Source organism: Polaribacter pectinis (assembly GCF_014352875.1).
Classification (GTDB): Bacteria; Bacteroidota; Bacteroidia; order Flavobacteriales; family Flavobacteriaceae; genus Polaribacter; species Polaribacter pectinis.
In genome coordinates, this window is sequence record NZ_CP060695.1 from 58,109 (window position 1) to 77,327 (window position 19,219).

Sequence of the window (19,219 nt, forward strand, 5' to 3'; positions counted from 1 at the left end):
TTATCTAGAATTATTACTGAATCTCTTCAGCTTTCTTTTCAACTTCTTTTAAAGTTCCTTCAATTTTTTTTGTTACAACAACTTCTTTACCATCAATCATTTTGGTAATTACTACAGTTGCTTGAGCAAGACTTTCATTATCAGGATTTACTTCAATAGTAACATCTCTTTTAATTTCGAAGTTTTTACTTTTTAATTCAACTTTAGCAACTTCTTTAGTGGGCGCAGTTGTATTATTTTTTATCAATTCTACTTCTATGGTTTCAGTGCGCTTTTCTTCAATAGCATGTCCACCTAAAATAGGTGCAATTACCAAACCAATTAAACATGTAAGTTTAATTAAAATGTTCATTGATGGTCCAGAAGTATCTTTAAAAGGATCTCCAACAGTATCTCCAGTTACGGCAGCTTTGTGAGCTTCAGAACCTTTGTATGTCATTTCTCCATCAATTTCTACACCAGCTTCAAAAGATTTTTTTGCATTATCCCAAGCTCCACCTGCATTGTTTTGGAAAATTGCCCAAAGAACACCAGAAACTGTAACACCAGCCATATAACCACCTAACATTTCAGCGATAGCTAATTTATCCATTCCAAATGCTAAAGGAGCAAAAGCAATAATTAATGGGAAACCTATAGTTAATAAACCAGGTAACATCATTTCTCTTAAAGAAGCTTCAGTAGAAATTGCTACACATTTATCATATTCTGGTTTTCCAGTTCCTTCCATAATTCCAGGAATATCTCTAAACTGACGTCTAACTTCTTGTACCATTTCCATAGCAGCTTTTCCAACAGCATTCATTGCCAAAGCAGAAAATACAACTGGTACCATTCCACCAACAAATAACATTGCTAAAACTGGTGCTTTAAAGATATTAATACCATCAATTCCTGTAAAAGTAACGTAAGCTGCAAATAAAGCTAAAGATGTTAATGCAGCAGAAGCGATTGCAAAACCTTTTCCTGTTGCAGCAGTTGTATTACCAACTGAATCTAAAATATCTGTTCTTTCTCTAACAATTGGTTCTTGTTCGCTCATTTCTGCGATACCACCAGCGTTGTCTGATATTGGTCCAAAAGCATCAATTGCTAATTGCATAGCTGTTGTTGCCATCATTGCAGAAGCAGCTAATGAAACTCCGTAAAAACCTGCAAAAGCATAAGAAGCCCAAATTGCACCAGCAAATAGTAATACTGATGGAAAAGTAGAAATCATACCAGTAGCTAAACCAGCAATAATGTTTGTTCCTGCTCCAGTTGACGATTGTTGAACGATTTTTAAGATTGGTTTTTTACCTAAACCTGTATAATATTCCGTTACTGAAGAAATTACAGCTCCAACAATTAATCCAACAATTGTTGCGCCGAAAACTCTTAATGATGAAATTTCTTGTAATCCTTCACCAAAAAATTCCATTGTCATAGTTTCTGGTAACATCCAAGTTACTAACCCATAACAAGAAAGTGCAACTAATACGATAGAAGTCCAGTTTCCTTTATTTAAAGCTCCCATTACTTGAGATTCTTTTGCGCTATTATCTTTAATTTTAACTAATAAAGTTCCAATAATAGAAATAATAATTCCAGCACCAGCAATTGCCATTGGTAAAAGTATTGGTCCAATTCCGCCAAATGCGTCAGAAATACTTCCTCCCATATCTTTAATTACATAATTACCTAAAACCATTGCAGCTAAAACAGTTGCAACGTAAGAACCAAATAAATCTGCTCCCATACCAGCAACATCACCAACATTGTCTCCAACATTATCTGCAATTGTAGCAGGGTTTCTTGGATCATCTTCAGGAATACCTGCTTCTACTTTACCAACTAAATCTGCACCAACATCTGCTGCTTTTGTATAGATTCCTCCACCAACTCTTGCAAAAAGAGCAATAGATTCAGCACCTAAAGAAAAACCTGCTAAAGTTTCAAGAACTATTGTCATATCCATTGTAGAAGTCCATTCACTTCCCATAAAATACCAGAAGAAAAAGATAAAAAACGATGTTAAGCCTAATACGGCTAAACCAGCAACTCCAAGTCCCATAACTGTTCCTCCACCAAAAGATACTTTTAAAGCATTTGGTAAACTTGTTTTTGCAGCTTGAGTAGTTCTTACATTTGTTTTAGTAGCTATTTTCATTCCTATATTTCCTGCAAAAGCAGAAAAAACAGCTCCAAAAATAAAAGCAACAACAATTAGAATGTGTGTTGTTGGTACAATAAAAGACACTGCAGCAAGTGCAACACTTACAATAACTACAAAAATTGCAAGCAATTTATATTCTGCACTTAAGAAAGCCAAGGCTCCTTCATAGATGTAATCAGAAATTTCTTTCATTTTACCATCACCTGCATCTTGTTTCATTACCCAAGATTGTTTAATCCACATGTAGATTAAACCTAAAATAGCCATTGCAATTGGCATCCAAATCATTAATGATTCCATATATTTATTTAATTTGATTAGTTTAAAACGGCGGTAAAAGTAAGAAAATCAAAGTGAAATAAAAAACCTCTTAAAATGTTTAATTTTAAGAGGTTGATAATATTTTAAGACTTTTACTGTCTAAATAGTAAAATTACCGTTCTTTTTATGCTCACTATTCTCATATCTTTGAACACAATCTTTAAAAATTTTACATGCTTCATCTGCATTACCCCATCCACCAACATCTACTTTTTTCTTTTCTAAATCTTTATATACTTTAAAAAAGTGCTCAATTTCTTTTAACCTATGAGGGTTTAAATCTGATAAATCATTTTTCTTATTCCAAATAGGATCAGAAACAGGAACGCAAATAACTTTTTCATCTGGTCCTTTTTCATCAGTCATATGAAAAACACCAATTGGTTTTACTTCAATAACACACATTGGAAAAGTTGGTTCATGCCCTAAAACTAAAACATCTAAAGGATCTCCGTCTAAAGCTAAAGTTTCTGGTACAAAACCATAATCTGCTGGATACATCATTGAAGAAAATAGCATTCTGTCGAAACGAATTTTATTTAATTCAAAATCATATTCATATTTATTTCTGCTTCCTTTAGGGATTTCTATTAATACATCAAAAGTCTTTGTTTTGTGCTCGCTCATGGTTATCTTTTTTCATGTTTAAATTCGGGGTCAAAAATAGTGAAACTATACTATTCTATGATAGTCTTATATTGATTAATTTACGCAATTGATTTCGAAACGTCTATTATTTATCTTCAAAAAAAAAATCCTAACCAAAAATGGATAGGATTCTTTTAAAAAAAAAAAATTTGAAAGCTATTTCTTATACATTACTTCTTTAACAGCTTTTATAACATCGTTTGCATTAGGAATCCATTTTTCAAATAAAACAGGAGAATAAGGTGCAGGTGTATCTGCAGTAGTAATTCTCTTAATTGGTGCATCTAAATAATCGAATGCTTGATCTTGAATTCTATATGTAATTTCTGAAGATACACTAGCAAATGGCCATGCTTCTTCTAAAATAACCAATCTATTTGTTTTCTTTACAGAAGTTAAAATAGCATCATGATCCATTGGGCGAACCGTTCTTAAATCTATAATCTCTACAGAAATATTTTCTTTAGCTAATTCATCAGCTGCTTTGTAAGCTTCTTTAATAATTTTACCAAAAGAAACAATAGTTACATCTGTACCTTCTCTTTTAATATCTGCAACTCCAATAGGAATGATATATTCTCCTTCAGGAATTTCCATCTTATCTCCATACATTTGTTCAGATTCCATAAAAATAACTGGATCGTCATCACGAATGGCTGCTTTTAATAATCCTTTTGCATCATATGGGTTAGATGGTACAATAACTTTTAAACCAGGAGTATTTGCAAACCAGTTTTCGAAAGCTTGTGAGTGTGTTGCTCCTAATTGACCAGCAGAAGCTGTTGGGCCTCTAAAAACGATTGGACAATTAAACTGTCCACCAGACATTTGTCTAATTTTAGCTGCATTATTTATAATTTGATCAATTCCTACCAACGAGAAGTTAAACGTCATATATTCTACAATAGGTCTGTTTCCGTTCATGGCAGAACCAATTGCTATACCAGCAAAACCTAATTCAGCAATTGGAGTATCTATAACTCTTTTTTCGCCAAATTCATCCAACATTCCTTTACTAGCTTTGTAAGCACCATTATATTCGGCAACTTCTTCTCCCATTAAGTAAATGCTTTCATCTCTGCGCATTTCTTCGCTCATTGCTTCGCAAATTGCTTCTCTGAATTGAACTGTCTTCATCTATGATAAATTGTAATTGTTATTTTTCACTTGCAAAAGTAAGGAATTAATTGTCATTTTTTTAAACACAATTGTACAAAGTGTTAGAAATATTCGCTATTTATTTCGCAATCGTTTTCGAAAAGTGTTAATTTTTTAAAAAATTTACTATGCATGCATAGTAAATTTAAAAAAAAGCCGTAATTTCGCTGACAATAAAACGAACTAAAAAATAGAATTTATGAAAATATTGGTATGTATTAGTCATGTGCCTGATACCACTTCAAAAATTAATTTTACAGATAATGATACAAAGTTTGATACAAATGGAGTACAGTTTGTAATTAATCCTTATGACGAATTTAGTCTAACAAGAGCAATGTGGTTTAAAGAAAAACAAGGCGCAACTGTAACTGTTGTAAATGTAGGTAATGCAACTGCAGAACCAACATTACGTAAAGCTTTGGCAATTGGTGCAGATGATGCAATTCGTGTAAATACAGAACCAACAGATGGTTTTTTAGTAGCAAAAGAATTGGCTGCAGTTGTAAAAAACGGAGGTTACGATTTAGTTTTAGCAGGAAGAGAATCTATCGATTATAATGGAGGAATGGTTCCTGGAATGTTAGCGTCTTTAACAGATTTCAACTTTGTAAATGGTTGTGTAGGTTTAGAAGTAGATGGAGAAAACGTTTCTGCAACAAGAGAAATAGATGGAGGAAGTGAAACTTTAAGTTCTTCATTACCAATTGTAATTGCAGGTCAAAAAGGAATTGTAGAAGAGTCTGATTTAAGAATTCCTAATATGAGAGGAATTATGATGGCTCGTAAAAAACCATTACAAGTTGTAGAAGCAACTAGTACAGATGCAAATACAACGATTCAATCTTTTGAAAAACCAGCGCCAAAAGGAGCTGTAAAATTAGTAGATGCAGACAATATAGATGAGTTAATTAACTTATTACATAACGAAGCAAAAGTGATTTAAAAATGTGTAACTGTTTAAGCATTTATTAATTTAAACGTTTGCAGTTTAACAATTACACAGATTAACAATTCAACAATTACACATTTAAAATAAAAATATATGTCAGTTTTAGTTTTTGCCGATTCAACAGACGGAAAATTTAAAAAAACTGCTTTAGAAGTAGTTTCTTACGGAAAAAAAGTAGCAGAACAATTAGGAAGCAATGTAGTTGCATTAACTATAAATGCAGCAGATGTTTCTGAATTATATAAATACGGTGCAGAAAAAGTAATTACAGTATCTAATGATTCTCTAAAAACTTTTAATGCAAAATCGTACGCATCAGTAGTAAGTGAAGCAGCCAAAGCAGAAAATGCAACAGTTGTTGTTGTAGATTCTAGTATAGATGGTTTGTATTTAGCACCAATAGTTGCAGTAAGTTTAGATGCAGGTTACGCATCTAATGTTGTAGCAGCACCATCAAGCACAGCACCTTTTACTGTTAAAAGAAAAGCATTTTCTAACAAAGCATTTTCAAATACAGTAATTTCTACAGATGTAAAAATTATTGGAGTTGCTAAAAATTCATTCGGCGTTCATGAGAATGAAGTTTCAGGAACATCAGAAGAATTTAGCCCTACAATAGCAGCATCTGGTGTAAAATCAGAAAAAGTAGAAAAAGTTACAGGTCAAGTAACAATTGCAGATGCAGACATTGTTGTTTCTGCAGGTAGAGGTTTAAAAGGGCCAGAAAACTGGGGAATGATAGAAGAATTAGCAGACGTTTTAGGCGCAGCAACAGCTTGTTCTAAACCAGTATCAGATTTAGGTTGGCGTCCTCATGGAGAACATGTTGGGCAAACAGGAAAGCCAGTTGCCTCAAACTTATACATTGCAATTGGTATTTCAGGTGCTATTCAGCATTTAGCAGGAATTAACGCTTCAAAAGTAAAAGTTGTTATAAATACAGATCCAGAAGCGCCATTTTTTAAAGCGGCAGATTATGGAATTGTTGGCGATGCTTTTGAGGTTGTACCTAAATTAATAGAGAAGTTAAAAGCTTTTAAAGCTTCATAATATTTTTTGGGCGTGCCCAAATTATTTAGAAATAGAATTTTAAGAAACGAATCAGAATATAAATTTTTTTGATTCGTTTTTTATTTATATCATTTTTATCTAGAAATAATTTCGTCAGGCTTTCAGCACTCGCTTTTTATTTTGCTCAAAAAAAGCAAAATAAAAGAGCTCAAACAAATGCTTCAATCCTTCACGCGGGCTTTCGTTCATATAAATTAATAAATTCAGAAAAAATAACCATTTTCACTATATTATTTTTAGTAAATTGTGCCCACTAAAAAGTAGATTGAAATTTAATAAATTACTTTTTTGTAATCTGCAGAAAGATATATGAGTTTAATAAAACTAACTATAAAAGGAATTTCCTACAGTCAAACACAAAGTGGAGCTTATGCTTTAGTGTTAAGCGAAATGGAAGGAAGTAGAACTTTACCAATAATTATTGGTGCTTTTGAGGCACAATCTATAGCTATTGCTTTAGAAAAAGAAATTAGACCTCCAAGACCATTAACACACGATTTATTCAAAACATTTTCAGACCGATTTTTAATTACTGTAAAAGAAGTAATTATTCATAAATTAGTAGACGGAGTTTTCTTTTCTAGTTTAATTTGCGAAAGAGATGGAGTAGAAGAAACTATAGATACCAGAACTTCAGATGCAATTGCAATTGCTGTACGTTTTCAAGCGCCAATTTATACGTATGAAAATATTTTAGACAAAGCAGGTATTTATCTAAAAATTGAAGAAGAGCTTTCTCTTGGTGAAACTTTATCACAAGAAGAAGATTTAGATTTAGAAGAAATAATAACAAAAAAAGAATCTGGTTTTTCAGAAATGTCTTTAGAAGAATTAAATAATCAACTAGATACAGCGGTTAATAACGAAAATTACGAACTTGCTGCTAAAATTAGAGACGAAATTAGCAAACGCTCTTAATCCGATATATATTATGAAAAAAATATTTTTAATTGCTTTTTGTTTTCTTTCAATAGCTGTTTTTTCTCAAGATTTAGAACAAGATTGGAGTTTTTCTTCTATTGAGAAATTAGATGGAACTTCAACTACGGAAGTACAAGAAGGAGATGTTTTTTCTTTAAAAGATGGCAAATTTAAATATGCAGTTTCTTCAGAAAATAGAGAAGCAACTGGAAATTATATTCGTCAGAATAACCTACTTATTTTTAATTTTAAAGAACCAAAAGATACAGTAAGATACTATAATATTGTTGCTTTTGATGATGCAAGTTTAACGCTGTCTGAAAATGATAACGTATATAAATTATCTTCACCAGAATATGCAAAAATTGTAATTCCTCAGAAGAAAGTAAATTTATTAGAAACAGATGTAAAAGAATCAGTTTCTGAAGTTTCTGATAAAATTCTGCCTAGTGAAGGCTTTTCTATAAATACCTTATGGAGAGGTGTTTTAGGTATGTTTTCTTTATTAATAATCGCCTTTTTATTTAGCGCCAACAGAAAAGCAATTGATTGGAAAATTGTAGGTTTAGGTATTTGTTTTCAATTATTAATTGCAATTGGAGTTTTAAAAATTGGTTTTATTCAAGCTATTTTTGAATTTGTAGGTAAAGGGTTTGTAAGTATTTTAGATTTTACACAAGCTGGAAGCAAGTTTCTATTTGAAGGTCTAATTACAGATATGGATACTTTTGGGTTTATTTTTGCATTTCAAATTTTACCAACAATTATTTTCTTTTCTGCATTAACATCGCTGTTATTTTATTTAGGCTTAATACAGAAATTGGTAAAAGTAATGGCTTGGTCGTTAAGCAAAGTTTTAAAAATCTCTGGAGCAGAAAGTTTATCTGTTGCAGGTAACATATTTCTGGGTCAAACTGAAGCACCACTTTTAATTAAAGCATATTTAGAAAAGATGAACAAATCTGAAATGCTTTTAGTTATGATTGGTGGAATGGCAACTGTTGCTGGAGCTGTTTTAGCAGCATACATTGGGTTTTTAGGAGGCACAGATGAGACGTTAAAACTTTTTTATGCTAAACATTTATTAGCTGCATCTGTAATGGCTGCACCAGGAGCAATTGTTATTTCTAAAATATTATATCCTCAAACAGAAAAAGTAAATACAGATGCACATGTATCTCAAGATAAAATAGGCTCTAATATTTTAGATGCAATAGCAAACGGAACTTCAGAAGGTTTAAAATTGGCATTTAATGTAGGAGCAATGTTATTGGTTTTTGTTGCTTTTATTGCCATGATAAATGGTGTTTTGGGAGGTTTAGGAGGTTTTGATGGAATTGAATATTTTGGTTGGAAATTCACATCATTAAATGAAATTATAGCAAACTCAACTGCGTACAAAGCGCTTTCTATAGAATTTATTTTAGGTTATATTTTCGCGCCATTAATGTGGTTAATTGGTGTTCCATCTACAGATATGACTTTAATGGGGCAATTGTTAGGAATTAAATTAGCAGCTAGTGAATTTGTAGGGTATATACAATTGGCAGAATTAAAAAACGCTGCTAATGCAACTCATTTAACATTTAATAAATCTATTATTATGGCAACTTATATGTTGTGTGGTTTTGCAAATTTTGCTTCTATTGGAATACAAATTGGAGGAATTGGTTCTTTGGCTCCTGGGCAACGAAAAACATTATCAGAATTTGGAATGAAAGCATTAATTGGTGGTACAATTGCTTCTCTAATGTCTGCAACAATTGCAGGTATGATTATTGGGTAAGATTTTGATGCTCTTAATTATAAAAAACGATTAATTCTTAATTGACTATTTTAGAGTTTTTAGTTGTATTCAATTTAAGAAAAATAATCTTTTGTAGTTATTAGTGATTTGACCAAAGAGATACCACATATAGAATTTAATCCTTCAACAACCAATAATTTTGGTTTTGAAATTGTTCCGATTAAAGATATCGCTAAAAGCAAAAACGAGCACAAGCATAATCCTGAATTACCACATCAACTAAAATTTTACAATCTAATTTTTTTTACAGAAGGTTTTGGAAGACATTTCATTGATTTTAAATGGTATTCTGTGCAAAAAAACAGTTTGGTATATCTTACCAAAGATCAAGTGAATGCTTTTGAGTTTTCAGAAGGTCTAAATGGTTATTGTATCATTTTTACAGAAGAATATTTTGTAAATAGCTTTTTAAATTTAACAAATGACTTTGTATTTAGACTTTTTAATCCGGAGTTATTTTCGCCAATTCTTCAAATTCCAAAAAAATCTGAATTTGTAAATTATTTTAATTTATTGTTAAACGAATATGGCAATTCCCAATCATTTAATCATAAAAATATTATCAATTCACTATTAACCATTTTAATATCGAAAGCAGAAAATTTAAAACAAAATCTAACCTTTCATATTTCTGATGCTTCTAAAGTAGTTGTTTATCAAAATTTTATTTCACTTATTGAAAAAAATCTAACCAAAAGCAGAAGTGCTAATTTTTACGCCAAAGAACTGGCTATAAGTTACAAGCACTTAAATACTATTTGCAAAGAATTGATAAATAAAACCGCCAAAAACGTGATTGATGATTTTATAATTCTTCAAGCAAAAAGAAATTTAATAAATTCAACAACTACAAGTTCTGAATTAGCTTATAAATTAGGTTTCGAAGACCCAACAAATTTCACCAAATATTTTAAGAAAAATACAGGTTTAACCCCAAAATCATTCTTAAAATCACTCTCAAAAGACTAATGGTTCAACTTTAACCATTTTAACACTCGTTTTCATCTTTTCTAAAAGTTGTACTTGCTTCATCTTTGTACCATATTAAAACAAACAAAAATGAAACAAATAATTACAACTGTTACAGTTGCTCTTTTAATAACAGCTTGCAACATCCAAGACAAAAAAAATAATAATAAAAACACAGAAAAAATGGAAACAAAAACAGCATTATCAAACAAAGAAAAAGCAGTAGCATTAATTACAAGTTTAGAAACTGGAAATAAAGCTACAATAGCATACATTAACCCAACTAACTATAAGCAACACAACCTTGCTGTTGCAGATGGATTAGAAGGTTTTGGAGAAGTTTTGCATCACGCACCTGAAGGAGGATTTAAAGCAAAGGTTGTTCGTTCTTTTCAAGATGGAGATTATTCGATTACACATACTAAATATGACTTTTTTGGGCCAAAAGTTGGGTTTGATATTTTTAAATTTAAAGATGGACAAATAGTTGAACATTGGGATAATTTTTCAGATTTAGCTTCTGCAAATCCAAGTGGTCATACACAAATAGATGGAGTTATAAAAGTTACAGACTTAGAAAAAACCGAAGCAAATAAAGCATTAGTAAAAGATTTTGTAAACACCGTTTTAATTAATGGAGAGTTTAATAAACTGCCAAATTATTTTGATGGAGATAATTATATCCAACACAATTCTATGATTGGAGATGGTCTTTCTGGCTTTGGTAAAGCAATCGAAGAAATGGCAAAACAAGGAATTATAATGACTTTTGAGAAAAGTCATATTATTTTAGGAGAAGGAAATTTTGTTCTTTCTGTAACTGAAGGAACTTTTGCTGGAAAACCAACATCATTTTACGATTTATTTAGAATTGAAAACGGAAAAATTGCAGAACATTGGGACACCATTGAAACTATTTTATCAGAAGCTGATAGAAAAAATAATAACGGAAAGTTTAACTTTTAAGTTCGATTTATTCTATCAAAATTAAAACATATAGAAGTAATATCGAATTAATAAACGGTATTACTTCTTGAACTCAAAAAAATAAAATAGGATGCAAAAAGAAAAAATAACAAACACTTTAAATGAATTGTTTAACGATTCTAAATACGACCGAATTAAAATTGCGAAAGGAGTTGCAAAGAGTATTTTTAGACCTATAAAACCTACTGATTTTGAAGAAGCATACCTTTCTATTTCTAAAGAACAAGGAGAACATTTAGTGCAAATCATAAAAGAAAACAATTTTAAAAATATTATTGAGTTTGGTACTTCTTTTGGAATATCTACATTGTTTTTAGCTCAAGGTATTTTAGATACAAATGGTCATATTATTTCCACAGAGTTATTAGAGTCTAAAGCTAAAAAAGCAATTGAAAATTTTAAAAAAGCAGGTGTAAATAATCTTATTGAAGTTAGAATTGGAGATGCCATAGAAACTTTGAAAAATCATAAAGAACCAGTAGATTTACTACTATTAGATGGTTGGAAATATTTGTATTTACCATTATTTCAAATGCTTGAGCCTAATTTTCACTGCAACACTATAATTTATGTTGACAATGCAGATATGACAGAAGTTAAAGCTTTTTTAAATACTATAGCTAAAGACGATAAGTACCAATTGCAAACAAAATTTAATAATAAAGCGGTTTTAATAAGCCGTAAAAAATAGGAGAAATGAGTAAAGTAGCAAAATGCCCAACTTGTGGCAGTAAATCAAAAATTAAAGAAATAAATGGAGAAACAATTTATGAAGCTTTACAAGATGAAGAAATAATAAAAAAAGTTGGCCAATTGAAAAAAGCGATGCAAAAATACAAGGAAAAAGCAGAAGCCTTAGAAAAAGAGCTAGCAGTATTAAAAGAGCAATAAAACTTGTAATTATGAAACATTTAATAACACTTAAAAACATAGTTTTTATAATTTCAATTACTTGTTTAGTGAGCTTAATAGGTTGCTCAAAGAAGGTTGTTTACAATGCTCCTTCTAATCTTTCAGTGGATTATATTTCTGAACTTTCTAATGAAAAGAAAATAGCTTATCGTTTTATAACATCAGCAAAAGAAAATTATTTAGTATTTGATTCCATATTAAGTCCAAACTTTTACAGTCTAGACCAAAGTTGGAAAGGAGATAAAAAAACTTTTATTCAAAAAAGGAATTCAGATAGTAGTTTTAGTAAAATGAAACCAGTTAGAATAATACAAGATGATTCTTTAGTTGCTGTTCATAGTAGAATGTTAGGAGATACTTTAAGGTTTAGGTGGGACATTTTACGTTTCAAAGAGCAAAAAGTTCAACAACACTGGAGTAATGTAAATGATTCAATAGGTCTAAACCCAAATAAACATTCAGAAATTGATGGGCCAACAATTCCTACTCAATTAGAAAAAACTGATATTAATCGTGCGCTCATTAATAAATTTATTAAAGAGAATATGATTAGAAAAGAAGGTGGTGCAATGAAATTTTTTAGTTTTAAGAAATATATTCAACACAATAGAGATGTTGGTGATGGACTTTCTGGGCTTTTATGGGCAATGGTTAAAATGAGTTTCCAAGGTAATACAATTACGTTTAAACACAATTATCACGTAATTGCAGAAGGTAATTTTGTGTTAAGTGCAACTGAAGGTTATGTAGGCAAAGAAAAAACAACTTTTTTTGATTTTTTTAGAATAGAAAACAACAAAATTATTGAACATTGGGACATTATAGCACCAATAAATGAATTCCTTTATTTTCAGCCAGTTGAGAAAATCAAAAATGAATAAATGAGACGCTTAAGTTAAAAATAAAAGTTTATTAAAATAGTTAATAACCTATTAATAAAATCACTTTACTAAATATTGAAATCACTATTTCATTCCTTAATTTTACAGTAAATTAATATACAAATTTTTCTTTCCGAGTTTACATTGAGCGTAGACGAAATAGGGGAGATTGAAGATTGGAAAATATGAAACAATATCACGATTTAGTAAAACACGTTTTAGAGAACGGAAATGAAAAAGGAGATAGAACAGGAACTGGAACAAAAAGTGTTTTTGGGCATCAAATGCGTTTCGATTTAAGTGAAGGTTTTCCAATGGTAACCACAAAAAAGTTGCATTTAAAATCGATTGTTTACGAATTACTTTGGTTCATAAAAGGAGATACAAACATTAAATATTTGCAAGAAAATGGTGTAAGAATTTGGAACGAATGGGCAGATGAAAATGGAGATTTAGGTCCAGTTTATGGACATCAATGGCGTAATTGGAATAGCGATGATATCGATCAATTAAAAGAAGTGATTTCAACTTTAAAAAAGAATCCGAATTCGAGAAGAATGTTAGTTTCTGCTTGGAATCCTTCAGTTTTACCAGATAATTCTGTTTCCTTTTCAGAAAATGTTGCGAATGGAAAAGCAGCATTACCTCCTTGTCATGCATTTTTTCAATTTTATGTTGCAGATGGTAAATTATCTTGCCAATTATACCAAAGAAGTGCAGATATCTTTTTAGGAGTGCCTTTTAACATTGCAAGTTATGCATTATTTACAATGATGATGGCACAAGTTTGTGGTTATGAAGCAGGAGAATTTATTCACACCTTTGGAGACGCTCATATTTATAATAATCACGTAGAGCAATTAGAATTACAATTGTCTAGAGATATTAGACCTTTACCAAAAATGAAAATCAATCCAGAAATTACAAGTATTTTCGATTTCGATTTCGAAGATTTTGAGCTTACAGATTACAATCCTCATCCACACATTAAAGGAAAAGTAGCGATATAAAAAAAGAGCTTTCTAATAAATTTAGAAAGCTCTTTTTTTATAATGATTTTATTATACAGTTATAACACTGTTTTCTGCGCCAGCAAAATCGTTCCAAGCAAGACCATCTGCTTCTTGTTCGTTTACATAAGCACCATCTACTAAATATCTAAATTCATAAGAATTTGCAGCATCTAAATCTACAGTTCCTTTAAAAGATCCGTTCTTTAATTTTTTTAATGGAGTAGCTTTAGAATTCCATTCATTAAAACTACCAACTACTGCTACATTTTTTGCTTCTTCAGCATCCACTGTAAAAGTTACTTTACAAACTGGTTTACTTTTTAAAAATTGTTTTTTTATTGCCATAATTATTTTATTTCAAAATTTTCTGTAAAAATATAGTAGATTCTTTAAAGAAAAAACATTAATCAAGAAGAAAAGTAAAGAATTATCAGTTTAATAATATGAAGGGATAAATTATAGGTTATTCTAAATAAAAGGATGAGTAAATTGTACAATTTTTAAAAAGGTAAGTAGTTCTTTTGTATTGATTTTCAGTGTTTTTACTCCGAAAACGTATTCGTAAAGCATGGTTTCTACAGCAAAAACCACAAAAAACGTCGAATCTTTAAACTTTTACATTAATTTTGCGTAAAAACCAACAAGTTAGATGATAACAATAATTGCTGCAATTGCAAAAAATAATGCTTTAGGAAAAGACAACGATTTAATTTGGCATTTACCAGCAGATTTAAAACGTTTCAAGAAAATAACTTCAGGACATTCAATTTTAATGGGTAGAAATACTTTTGAATCTATTGGTAAGCCTTTACCAAATAGAACAAGTATTATTATTACAAGAAACAAGAATTACTTTAAAGATGGTTGCCTAATTGCACACAGTATAGAAGAAGCTTTAGAATTGGCTTCAGATGAAAAAGAGATTTTTATAATTGGTGGAGCACAAATTTATAAAGAAGCCATGCAAAAAAACTTGGTAGATCAATTAGACATTACAATTGTTCATGAGGAATTTGATGCAGATGCTTTTTTTCCTATAATAGATTCAACATGGAAAGAAATTTCTAGAGAAGATTTTAAAGCTGATGAAAAAAATAAATTCGATTTCAGTTTTGTAAGTTATCAAAAAAAATCATCTAATTCTTCTAGAATAGCCAGCGCCTAAAGTCATTTTATATTTCCTCTGTGCAAACATAAAATAGTTAAAAAGTTTATAGTTAACATCATAGCCATAATCTATATTTGGTTGATAATCAATTACGTTTTCATAAATATTGTCATTAAATTGAGAAGGGTTTCTTGCTCTAATATTCCAATTTGTTACAAAAATTCGATTTCTAGTTTCTAAATATTCTTGCGAATAATAACCTTCTGGTTGCGCAATAGTATTCAAAAATAAATTGAAGCCAATATCGATAATTGTAATTTCGTACTCTAAACTGTCATTTGCAATAACTACAGGTTCTTCTTTTTCAATATTCTTATTATTAATTGGGGATGAACCGCAAGCCCAAATAAAGATTCCAACCGAAAAAAGTAATATAATTTGCTTCAATAGTTTCATAACCAAAAGATTTTATGTGAGTAAAGTTGCAAAAATTATTCCAAAATAGGTTGATTTTTAATTCATTTAACATTAATTTTCAATCTTAAAATAAGAGAAAATGAAAAACAGATGTTTTTGGGTGAATGATAGTCAGATTTACATCGATTATCATGATAAGGAGTGGGGAGAACCAGTTTTTGATGATGCAACTTTGTTCGAGTTTTTAATTTTAGAAACTTTTCAAGCAGGTTTAAGTTGGATAACCATTTTAAACAAAAGAGAAAACTTTAGAAAAGCTTTTGATAATTTCGATTATAAAAAGATTGCAAAATACCCAGAAAGTAAATATGAATCACTTTTACAAGATGCAGGAATTATTAGAAATAAATTGAAAGTTCGAAGTGCAATTACCAATGCGCAACTTTTTATAGAGGTTCAAAAAGAATTTGGTTCATTCTCTAAATTTATTTGGTCTTATGTAGATGGAAAACCAATTGTAAATAAATTTCATAAACGAGAAGATGTCCCAGCAACTACTTTATTATCAGATAAGATATCTAAAGATTTAAAAAAAAGAGGTTTTAAGTTTGTTGGCTCAACAGTTATGTATGCATATATGCAAGCAGTTGGGATGGTAAATGATCACACAACAGATTGTTTTAAATATCCTGTTCAATAAAGGTATTGATTGTTTATAAAGCTAAATTTATTATATACAAACTACCATAATAATTAATAATAAAAAGGCCTCATATTTTGAGGCCTTTTTATTATTAATTCATTTAATCTGTTAACCCAATAGTTGTACAACTTGTAGATTCTCTAATTGTAAAAGAACTGTTCCAAACTAAATTACCATCTCTAGCACTATAACTGTAAGTACCAGGAGAAAGTATTTTTGTAAAATTACCAGAAGAGCCACATTCTGGAGCACTTGAGTTTATAGCTGTAATTGTTCCACTTCCATTTCCACCTTCAATAGTTACTGATATTGGAGGTCCTTGGAAATCTGACCAAAACATAACTCTGTTTGTGATATTTGTTTCTACTGGATCTTCACTATCTTCACAAGAAGAAAATGAAAAACAGACTGCTAAAATTAAAACGGTTTTTAAAATAAATTTTTTCATAATGTTTGTTTTTAAAAATTAAATTTGAAATCTTAATGAGAATGCTGCAGATATTTCTGCACCTTCTAGAAATGGTTTAGTAACTTCTACACCTAAAAGTATACCATTGGTAATAAAATAAGATGCAGTACCACCAGCGGCAAAATAAAATTCTGCATCATTACCTTGATCACTTTGTATAGCAAAATAACCTCCACCCACTGTAGGTCCAAACTCTAATCCGTCTGTTATAGCAATGTCATATTTTGCTAACAAATCACTAGAATAACCATAGTCTATAACGCTAGAAATGGCATCAGAAGGTTGTAAGTAAGTTACTTGAACCATGTAACCAAACCCTAAACCTGTGTCACTAAAATCGTGGCTGGCAACTAAACCAACCCCCCAATCATATCCTTTGCTTAAAGTTGAAGGAGTAAATGAAATACCAAGACTACTTTCTGCATTATTGTCTTGAGCATTAACCTGAAAACAAAGGGTTAAAGTAAATAATAATAGAAATAATTTTTTCATAATAAAATAATTTTGATGAATATGAAACAAAACTATCTGAAAAGGGAATTCTATCTTAACCTACAAATAGGTATTTTAATACCTATTTATCATTAAAAATTTAATTTTTTGTATATTTATGCATCAATTTAAAACGTTAAAAATGAAAATAAAACATATTATTTGTGCCTTTACAATGTTGGGTTTATTTGCCTCTTGCGCTATTGAAAAGAATGAGGAAACACCAACAAATGGAAAAGAATTTAATCATTTTGTAGAGCAATTTGCAGATATAAAGGTCTTAAGATATAAAATACCAGGTTTCGAAGAACTTACTTTAAAAGAGAAGAAATTGGTCTACTATTTAACACAAGCTGGTTTAGCAGGTAGAGATATTATGTGGGATCAAAACTATCGTCATAATTTAAAAATAAGAGAAGCTTTAGAAAGAATTAATCGTAATTACGGGGGAGATAGAGAAACTGAAGATTTTAAAGCATTTAAAACCTATTTAAAAAGAGTTTGGTTTTCTAATGGAATTCATCATCATTATTCAAATGATAAAATAAAGCCAGAGTTTACAAGAGAATATTTTGAAGATCAATTATTAAAAAAATCGAGAACAGAATTACCAAGAGAAGTTATTGAAGTTTTATTTAATGATTTAGACAATAAAAAGGTAACTAAAAAAGATGGAATTGATAATATATTATCATCTGCAATTAATTTTTACGACCCAGATATTACAGATAAAGAAGTATCAGAATTTTATAAAACAGCTTACAAAGGCCCAGAAGGAATGCCGATTGAAGCAGGTTTAAATTCTAAATTAGTACGTGAAGATGGTAAATTGGTCGAGAAAGTTTGGAAATCTGGAGGAATGTATGGAAATGCAATAGACCAAATTATTGGTTGGTTAACAAAAGCAAAAGAAGTTGCAGAAAATGAAAAACAAGCAGAAGCTTTAGGTTTGTTAATTGAATATTATAAAACCGGAAGTTTAGATGTTTGGGATAAATATGCAATTGCTTGGGTAACTTCCACAGAAGGAAATATAGACTGGATAAATGGTTTTATAGAGGTTTATAATGACCCAAAAGGCTATAGAGGTTCTTATGAAACAATTGTGCAAATTAAAGATTTTGATATGTCTCGTAAGATGAAAGTTTTATCTGACAATGCACAATGGTTCGAAGACAATGCACCTTTAGATCCTTCTCATAAAAAGGCCAATGTTGTTGGAGTTTCTTATAAAACTGTAAATGTAGCAGGAGAAGCAGGAGATGCTTCACCAAGCACACCAATTGGGGTAAATTTACCAAACAATAATTGGATTCGTCAAAAACACGGTTCTAAATCTGTTTCTTTAGGAAACATTATTGGAGCTTATAATAATGCTGGTGGAACAGGTCGTTTAAAAGAATTTGCTAATGATGAAGAGGAAATAAGATTAGAAGAAAAATATGGTAAAATTGCCGATAAATTACATACTTCTTTACACGAAGTTGTTGGACACGCTTCAGGTGTAATTAATGATGGAGTTGGGCAACCAAAAGAAACACTTCAAAATTATGCATCTACAATGGAAGAAGGAAGAGCAGATTTGGTTGGTTTATATTATTTAATGGATCCTAAATTACAAGAATTAGGTTTAACAGATAATTACAAAGAATTAGGAATGGCAGCTTATGATGGTTACATTAGAAACGGATTAATGACACAACTAATAAGAATTAATTTGGGTGATGATATAGAGGAAGATCACATGGTTAATAGACAATGGGTTTCTGCTTGGGCTTTTGAACAAGGTCAAAAAGACAATGTAATAGAGAAAATTGTTAAAGAAAATGGTAAAACCTATTTTAATATTAATGATTATGATAAGTTAAGAGAGATTTTTGGACGCTTATTAAAAGAAACACAGCGTATTAAATCTGAAGGAGATTTTGAAGCTGCTAAAGCTTTGGTTGAAGGGTATGGTGTTAAAGTAGACCAGAATATTCATAAAGAAGTTATCAAAAGAAATAAGCAATTTACTTCTGCACCATACAGTGGTTTTATAAATCCTATTTTAGAACCATTAATGGATTCTGAAGGAAATATTTTAAAAGTAGAAATAACTCAACAAAAAGATTTCGAAGAACAAATGCGTTATTATTCTAAAAATTATAGTTTTCTAGGAACAGAAAATTAAAATTAAGATTCATTTTTTAAAATGAAATTTTAAAATAAACCGATTCTTTTAAGAGTCGGTTT

Annotated in this window: 20 protein-coding genes; 13 read left to right on the forward strand and 7 right to left on the reverse strand. The window is 30.2% G+C overall.

Annotated features, from left to right (window positions below; genetic code table 11):
* Positions 1-13 precede the first annotated feature (13 nt).
* The 3 genes from H9W90_RS00280 to H9W90_RS00290 form a co-directional block, all read right to left on the reverse strand.
* The gene (locus H9W90_RS00280) at positions 14-2,455 is read right to left on the reverse strand and encodes a sodium-translocating pyrophosphatase (RefSeq protein WP_187482498.1); all 2,442 of its coding nucleotides are present in this window, start codon (positions 2,453-2,455) and stop codon (positions 14-16) included.
* A gap of 120 nt (positions 2,456-2,575) precedes the next feature.
* Complete coding sequence (locus H9W90_RS00285; RefSeq protein WP_088353936.1) at positions 2,576-3,103, reverse strand: inorganic diphosphatase; 528 nt, start codon at positions 3,101-3,103, stop codon at positions 2,576-2,578.
* Between the two features lie 177 nt (positions 3,104-3,280).
* Positions 3,281-4,261: a pyruvate dehydrogenase complex E1 component subunit beta gene (locus H9W90_RS00290; protein WP_187482499.1), complete on the reverse strand. Its 981-nt coding sequence runs from the start codon at positions 4,259-4,261 to the stop codon at positions 3,281-3,283.
* 220 nt (positions 4,262-4,481) lie between these two features.
* On the opposite strand from H9W90_RS00290, the gene H9W90_RS00295 reads away from it, so the two are divergent.
* From H9W90_RS00295 to H9W90_RS00340, 10 genes are all read left to right on the forward strand, one after another.
* Positions 4,482-5,228: an electron transfer flavoprotein subunit beta/FixA family protein gene (locus tag H9W90_RS00295; protein WP_187482500.1), complete on the forward strand. Its 747-nt coding sequence runs from the start codon at positions 4,482-4,484 to the stop codon at positions 5,226-5,228.
* Positions 5,229-5,327: 99 nt separating this feature from the next.
* Positions 5,328-6,284: an electron transfer flavoprotein subunit alpha/FixB family protein gene (locus H9W90_RS00300; protein WP_187482501.1), complete on the forward strand. Its 957-nt coding sequence runs from the start codon at positions 5,328-5,330 to the stop codon at positions 6,282-6,284.
* A gap of 330 nt (positions 6,285-6,614) precedes the next feature.
* A complete protein-coding gene (locus H9W90_RS00305; RefSeq protein ID WP_187482502.1) occupies positions 6,615-7,223 on the forward strand; it encodes a bifunctional nuclease family protein in 609 nt (202 codons plus the stop codon).
* 13 nt (positions 7,224-7,236) lie between these two features.
* Complete coding sequence (locus H9W90_RS00310) at positions 7,237-9,012, forward strand: NupC/NupG family nucleoside CNT transporter (protein ID WP_187482503.1); 1,776 nt, start codon at positions 7,237-7,239, stop codon at positions 9,010-9,012.
* A 108-nt stretch (positions 9,013-9,120) separates the two neighbouring features.
* On the forward strand, positions 9,121-10,002 hold the full coding sequence (locus tag H9W90_RS00315) for a helix-turn-helix domain-containing protein (protein ID WP_187482504.1): 882 nt from the start codon (positions 9,121-9,123) through the stop codon (positions 10,000-10,002).
* A 90-nt stretch (positions 10,003-10,092) separates the two neighbouring features.
* Positions 10,093-10,968: a nuclear transport factor 2 family protein gene (locus tag H9W90_RS00320; RefSeq protein ID WP_187482505.1), complete on the forward strand. Its 876-nt coding sequence runs from the start codon at positions 10,093-10,095 to the stop codon at positions 10,966-10,968.
* 91 nt (positions 10,969-11,059) lie between these two features.
* On the forward strand, positions 11,060-11,680 hold the full coding sequence (locus H9W90_RS00325) for an O-methyltransferase (RefSeq protein ID WP_187482506.1): 621 nt from the start codon (positions 11,060-11,062) through the stop codon (positions 11,678-11,680).
* Positions 11,681-11,685: 5 nt separating this feature from the next.
* On the forward strand, positions 11,686-11,880 hold the full coding sequence (locus H9W90_RS00330) for a hypothetical protein (RefSeq protein ID WP_187482507.1): 195 nt from the start codon (positions 11,686-11,688) through the stop codon (positions 11,878-11,880).
* A gap of 11 nt (positions 11,881-11,891) precedes the next feature.
* Positions 11,892-12,782 (forward strand): hypothetical protein, encoded by an 891-nt coding sequence (locus H9W90_RS00335; protein WP_187482508.1) that lies wholly within the window; start codon positions 11,892-11,894, stop codon positions 12,780-12,782.
* A gap of 185 nt (positions 12,783-12,967) precedes the next feature.
* The gene (locus H9W90_RS00340; RefSeq protein ID WP_187482509.1) at positions 12,968-13,792 is read left to right on the forward strand and encodes a thymidylate synthase; all 825 of its coding nucleotides are present in this window, start codon (positions 12,968-12,970) and stop codon (positions 13,790-13,792) included.
* A gap of 51 nt (positions 13,793-13,843) precedes the next feature.
* Here H9W90_RS00340 and H9W90_RS00345 read toward each other — a convergent pair whose 3' ends face one another.
* Positions 13,844-14,140 carry an isoamylase early set domain-containing protein gene (locus H9W90_RS00345; RefSeq protein ID WP_187482510.1) on the reverse strand — a complete coding sequence of 99 codons (297 nt, stop codon included), beginning with the start codon at positions 14,138-14,140 and terminating at the stop codon, positions 13,844-13,846.
* A gap of 304 nt (positions 14,141-14,444) precedes the next feature.
* Here H9W90_RS00345 and H9W90_RS00350 point away from each other — a divergent pair, with 304 nt between their 5' ends.
* Complete coding sequence (locus H9W90_RS00350; protein WP_187482511.1) at positions 14,445-14,960, forward strand: dihydrofolate reductase; 516 nt, start codon at positions 14,445-14,447, stop codon at positions 14,958-14,960.
* On the opposite strand, the gene H9W90_RS00355 is transcribed toward H9W90_RS00350, so the two are convergent.
* A complete protein-coding gene (locus H9W90_RS00355) occupies positions 14,928-15,359 on the reverse strand; it encodes a DUF6146 family protein (RefSeq protein ID WP_187482512.1) in 432 nt (143 codons plus the stop codon). The genes H9W90_RS00350 and H9W90_RS00355 overlap by 33 nt on opposite strands.
* A gap of 100 nt (positions 15,360-15,459) precedes the next feature.
* On the opposite strand from H9W90_RS00355, the gene H9W90_RS00360 reads away from it, so the two are divergent.
* Positions 15,460-16,020 carry a DNA-3-methyladenine glycosylase I gene (locus H9W90_RS00360; RefSeq protein ID WP_187482513.1) on the forward strand — a complete coding sequence of 187 codons (561 nt, stop codon included), beginning with the start codon at positions 15,460-15,462 and terminating at the stop codon, positions 16,018-16,020.
* Between the two features lie 103 nt (positions 16,021-16,123).
* On the opposite strand, the gene H9W90_RS00365 is transcribed toward H9W90_RS00360, so the two are convergent.
* Together H9W90_RS00365 and H9W90_RS00370 are read right to left on the reverse strand one after the other, a co-directional pair.
* On the reverse strand, positions 16,124-16,471 hold the full coding sequence (locus H9W90_RS00365) for a hypothetical protein (RefSeq protein WP_187482514.1): 348 nt from the start codon (positions 16,469-16,471) through the stop codon (positions 16,124-16,126).
* 18 nt (positions 16,472-16,489) lie between these two features.
* Positions 16,490-16,984 carry a hypothetical protein gene (locus tag H9W90_RS00370; RefSeq protein WP_187482515.1) on the reverse strand — a complete coding sequence of 165 codons (495 nt, stop codon included), beginning with the start codon at positions 16,982-16,984 and terminating at the stop codon, positions 16,490-16,492.
* Positions 16,985-17,126: 142 nt separating this feature from the next.
* Between H9W90_RS00370 and H9W90_RS00375 the strand changes: the two genes are divergently transcribed.
* Positions 17,127-19,157, forward strand: coding sequence for a dipeptidyl-peptidase 3 family protein (locus tag H9W90_RS00375; RefSeq protein WP_187482516.1), 2,031 nt, complete (start codon positions 17,127-17,129; stop codon positions 19,155-19,157).
* Positions 19,158-19,219 lie beyond the last annotated feature (62 nt).

What these genes read in the sequence shown, in the direction of transcription:
- H9W90_RS00280 (WP_187482498.1), bottom strand. Translation starts at nt 2,455, where the DNA reads ATGGAATCATTAATGATTTGGATGCCAATTGCAATGGCTATTTTAGGT.
- H9W90_RS00285 (WP_088353936.1), bottom strand. Translation starts at nt 3,103, where the DNA reads ATGAGCGAGCACAAAACAAAGACTTTTGATGTATTAATAGAAATCCCT.
- H9W90_RS00290 (WP_187482499.1), bottom strand. Translation starts at nt 4,261, where the DNA reads ATGAAGACAGTTCAATTCAGAGAAGCAATTTGCGAAGCAATGAGCGAA.
- H9W90_RS00295 (WP_187482500.1), top strand. Translation starts at nt 4,482, where the DNA reads ATGAAAATATTGGTATGTATTAGTCATGTGCCTGATACCACTTCAAAA.
- H9W90_RS00300 (WP_187482501.1), top strand. Translation starts at nt 5,328, where the DNA reads ATGTCAGTTTTAGTTTTTGCCGATTCAACAGACGGAAAATTTAAAAAA.
- H9W90_RS00305 (WP_187482502.1), top strand. Translation starts at nt 6,615, where the DNA reads ATGAGTTTAATAAAACTAACTATAAAAGGAATTTCCTACAGTCAAACA.
- H9W90_RS00310 (WP_187482503.1), top strand. Translation starts at nt 7,237, where the DNA reads ATGAAAAAAATATTTTTAATTGCTTTTTGTTTTCTTTCAATAGCTGTT.
- H9W90_RS00320 (WP_187482505.1), top strand. Translation starts at nt 10,093, where the DNA reads ATGAAACAAATAATTACAACTGTTACAGTTGCTCTTTTAATAACAGCT.
- H9W90_RS00325 (WP_187482506.1), top strand. Translation starts at nt 11,060, where the DNA reads ATGCAAAAAGAAAAAATAACAAACACTTTAAATGAATTGTTTAACGAT.
- H9W90_RS00330 (WP_187482507.1), top strand. Translation starts at nt 11,686, where the DNA reads ATGAGTAAAGTAGCAAAATGCCCAACTTGTGGCAGTAAATCAAAAATT.
- H9W90_RS00335 (WP_187482508.1), top strand. Translation starts at nt 11,892, where the DNA reads ATGAAACATTTAATAACACTTAAAAACATAGTTTTTATAATTTCAATT.
- H9W90_RS00340 (WP_187482509.1), top strand. Translation starts at nt 12,968, where the DNA reads ATGAAACAATATCACGATTTAGTAAAACACGTTTTAGAGAACGGAAAT.
- H9W90_RS00345 (WP_187482510.1), bottom strand. Translation starts at nt 14,140, where the DNA reads ATGGCAATAAAAAAACAATTTTTAAAAAGTAAACCAGTTTGTAAAGTA.
- H9W90_RS00350 (WP_187482511.1), top strand. Translation starts at nt 14,445, where the DNA reads ATGATAACAATAATTGCTGCAATTGCAAAAAATAATGCTTTAGGAAAA.
- H9W90_RS00355 (WP_187482512.1), bottom strand. Translation starts at nt 15,359, where the DNA reads ATGAAACTATTGAAGCAAATTATATTACTTTTTTCGGTTGGAATCTTT.
- H9W90_RS00360 (WP_187482513.1), top strand. Translation starts at nt 15,460, where the DNA reads ATGAAAAACAGATGTTTTTGGGTGAATGATAGTCAGATTTACATCGAT.
- H9W90_RS00365 (WP_187482514.1), bottom strand. Translation starts at nt 16,471, where the DNA reads ATGAAAAAATTTATTTTAAAAACCGTTTTAATTTTAGCAGTCTGTTTT.
- H9W90_RS00370 (WP_187482515.1), bottom strand. Translation starts at nt 16,984, where the DNA reads ATGAAAAAATTATTTCTATTATTATTTACTTTAACCCTTTGTTTTCAG.
- H9W90_RS00375 (WP_187482516.1), top strand. Translation starts at nt 17,127, where the DNA reads ATGAAAATAAAACATATTATTTGTGCCTTTACAATGTTGGGTTTATTT.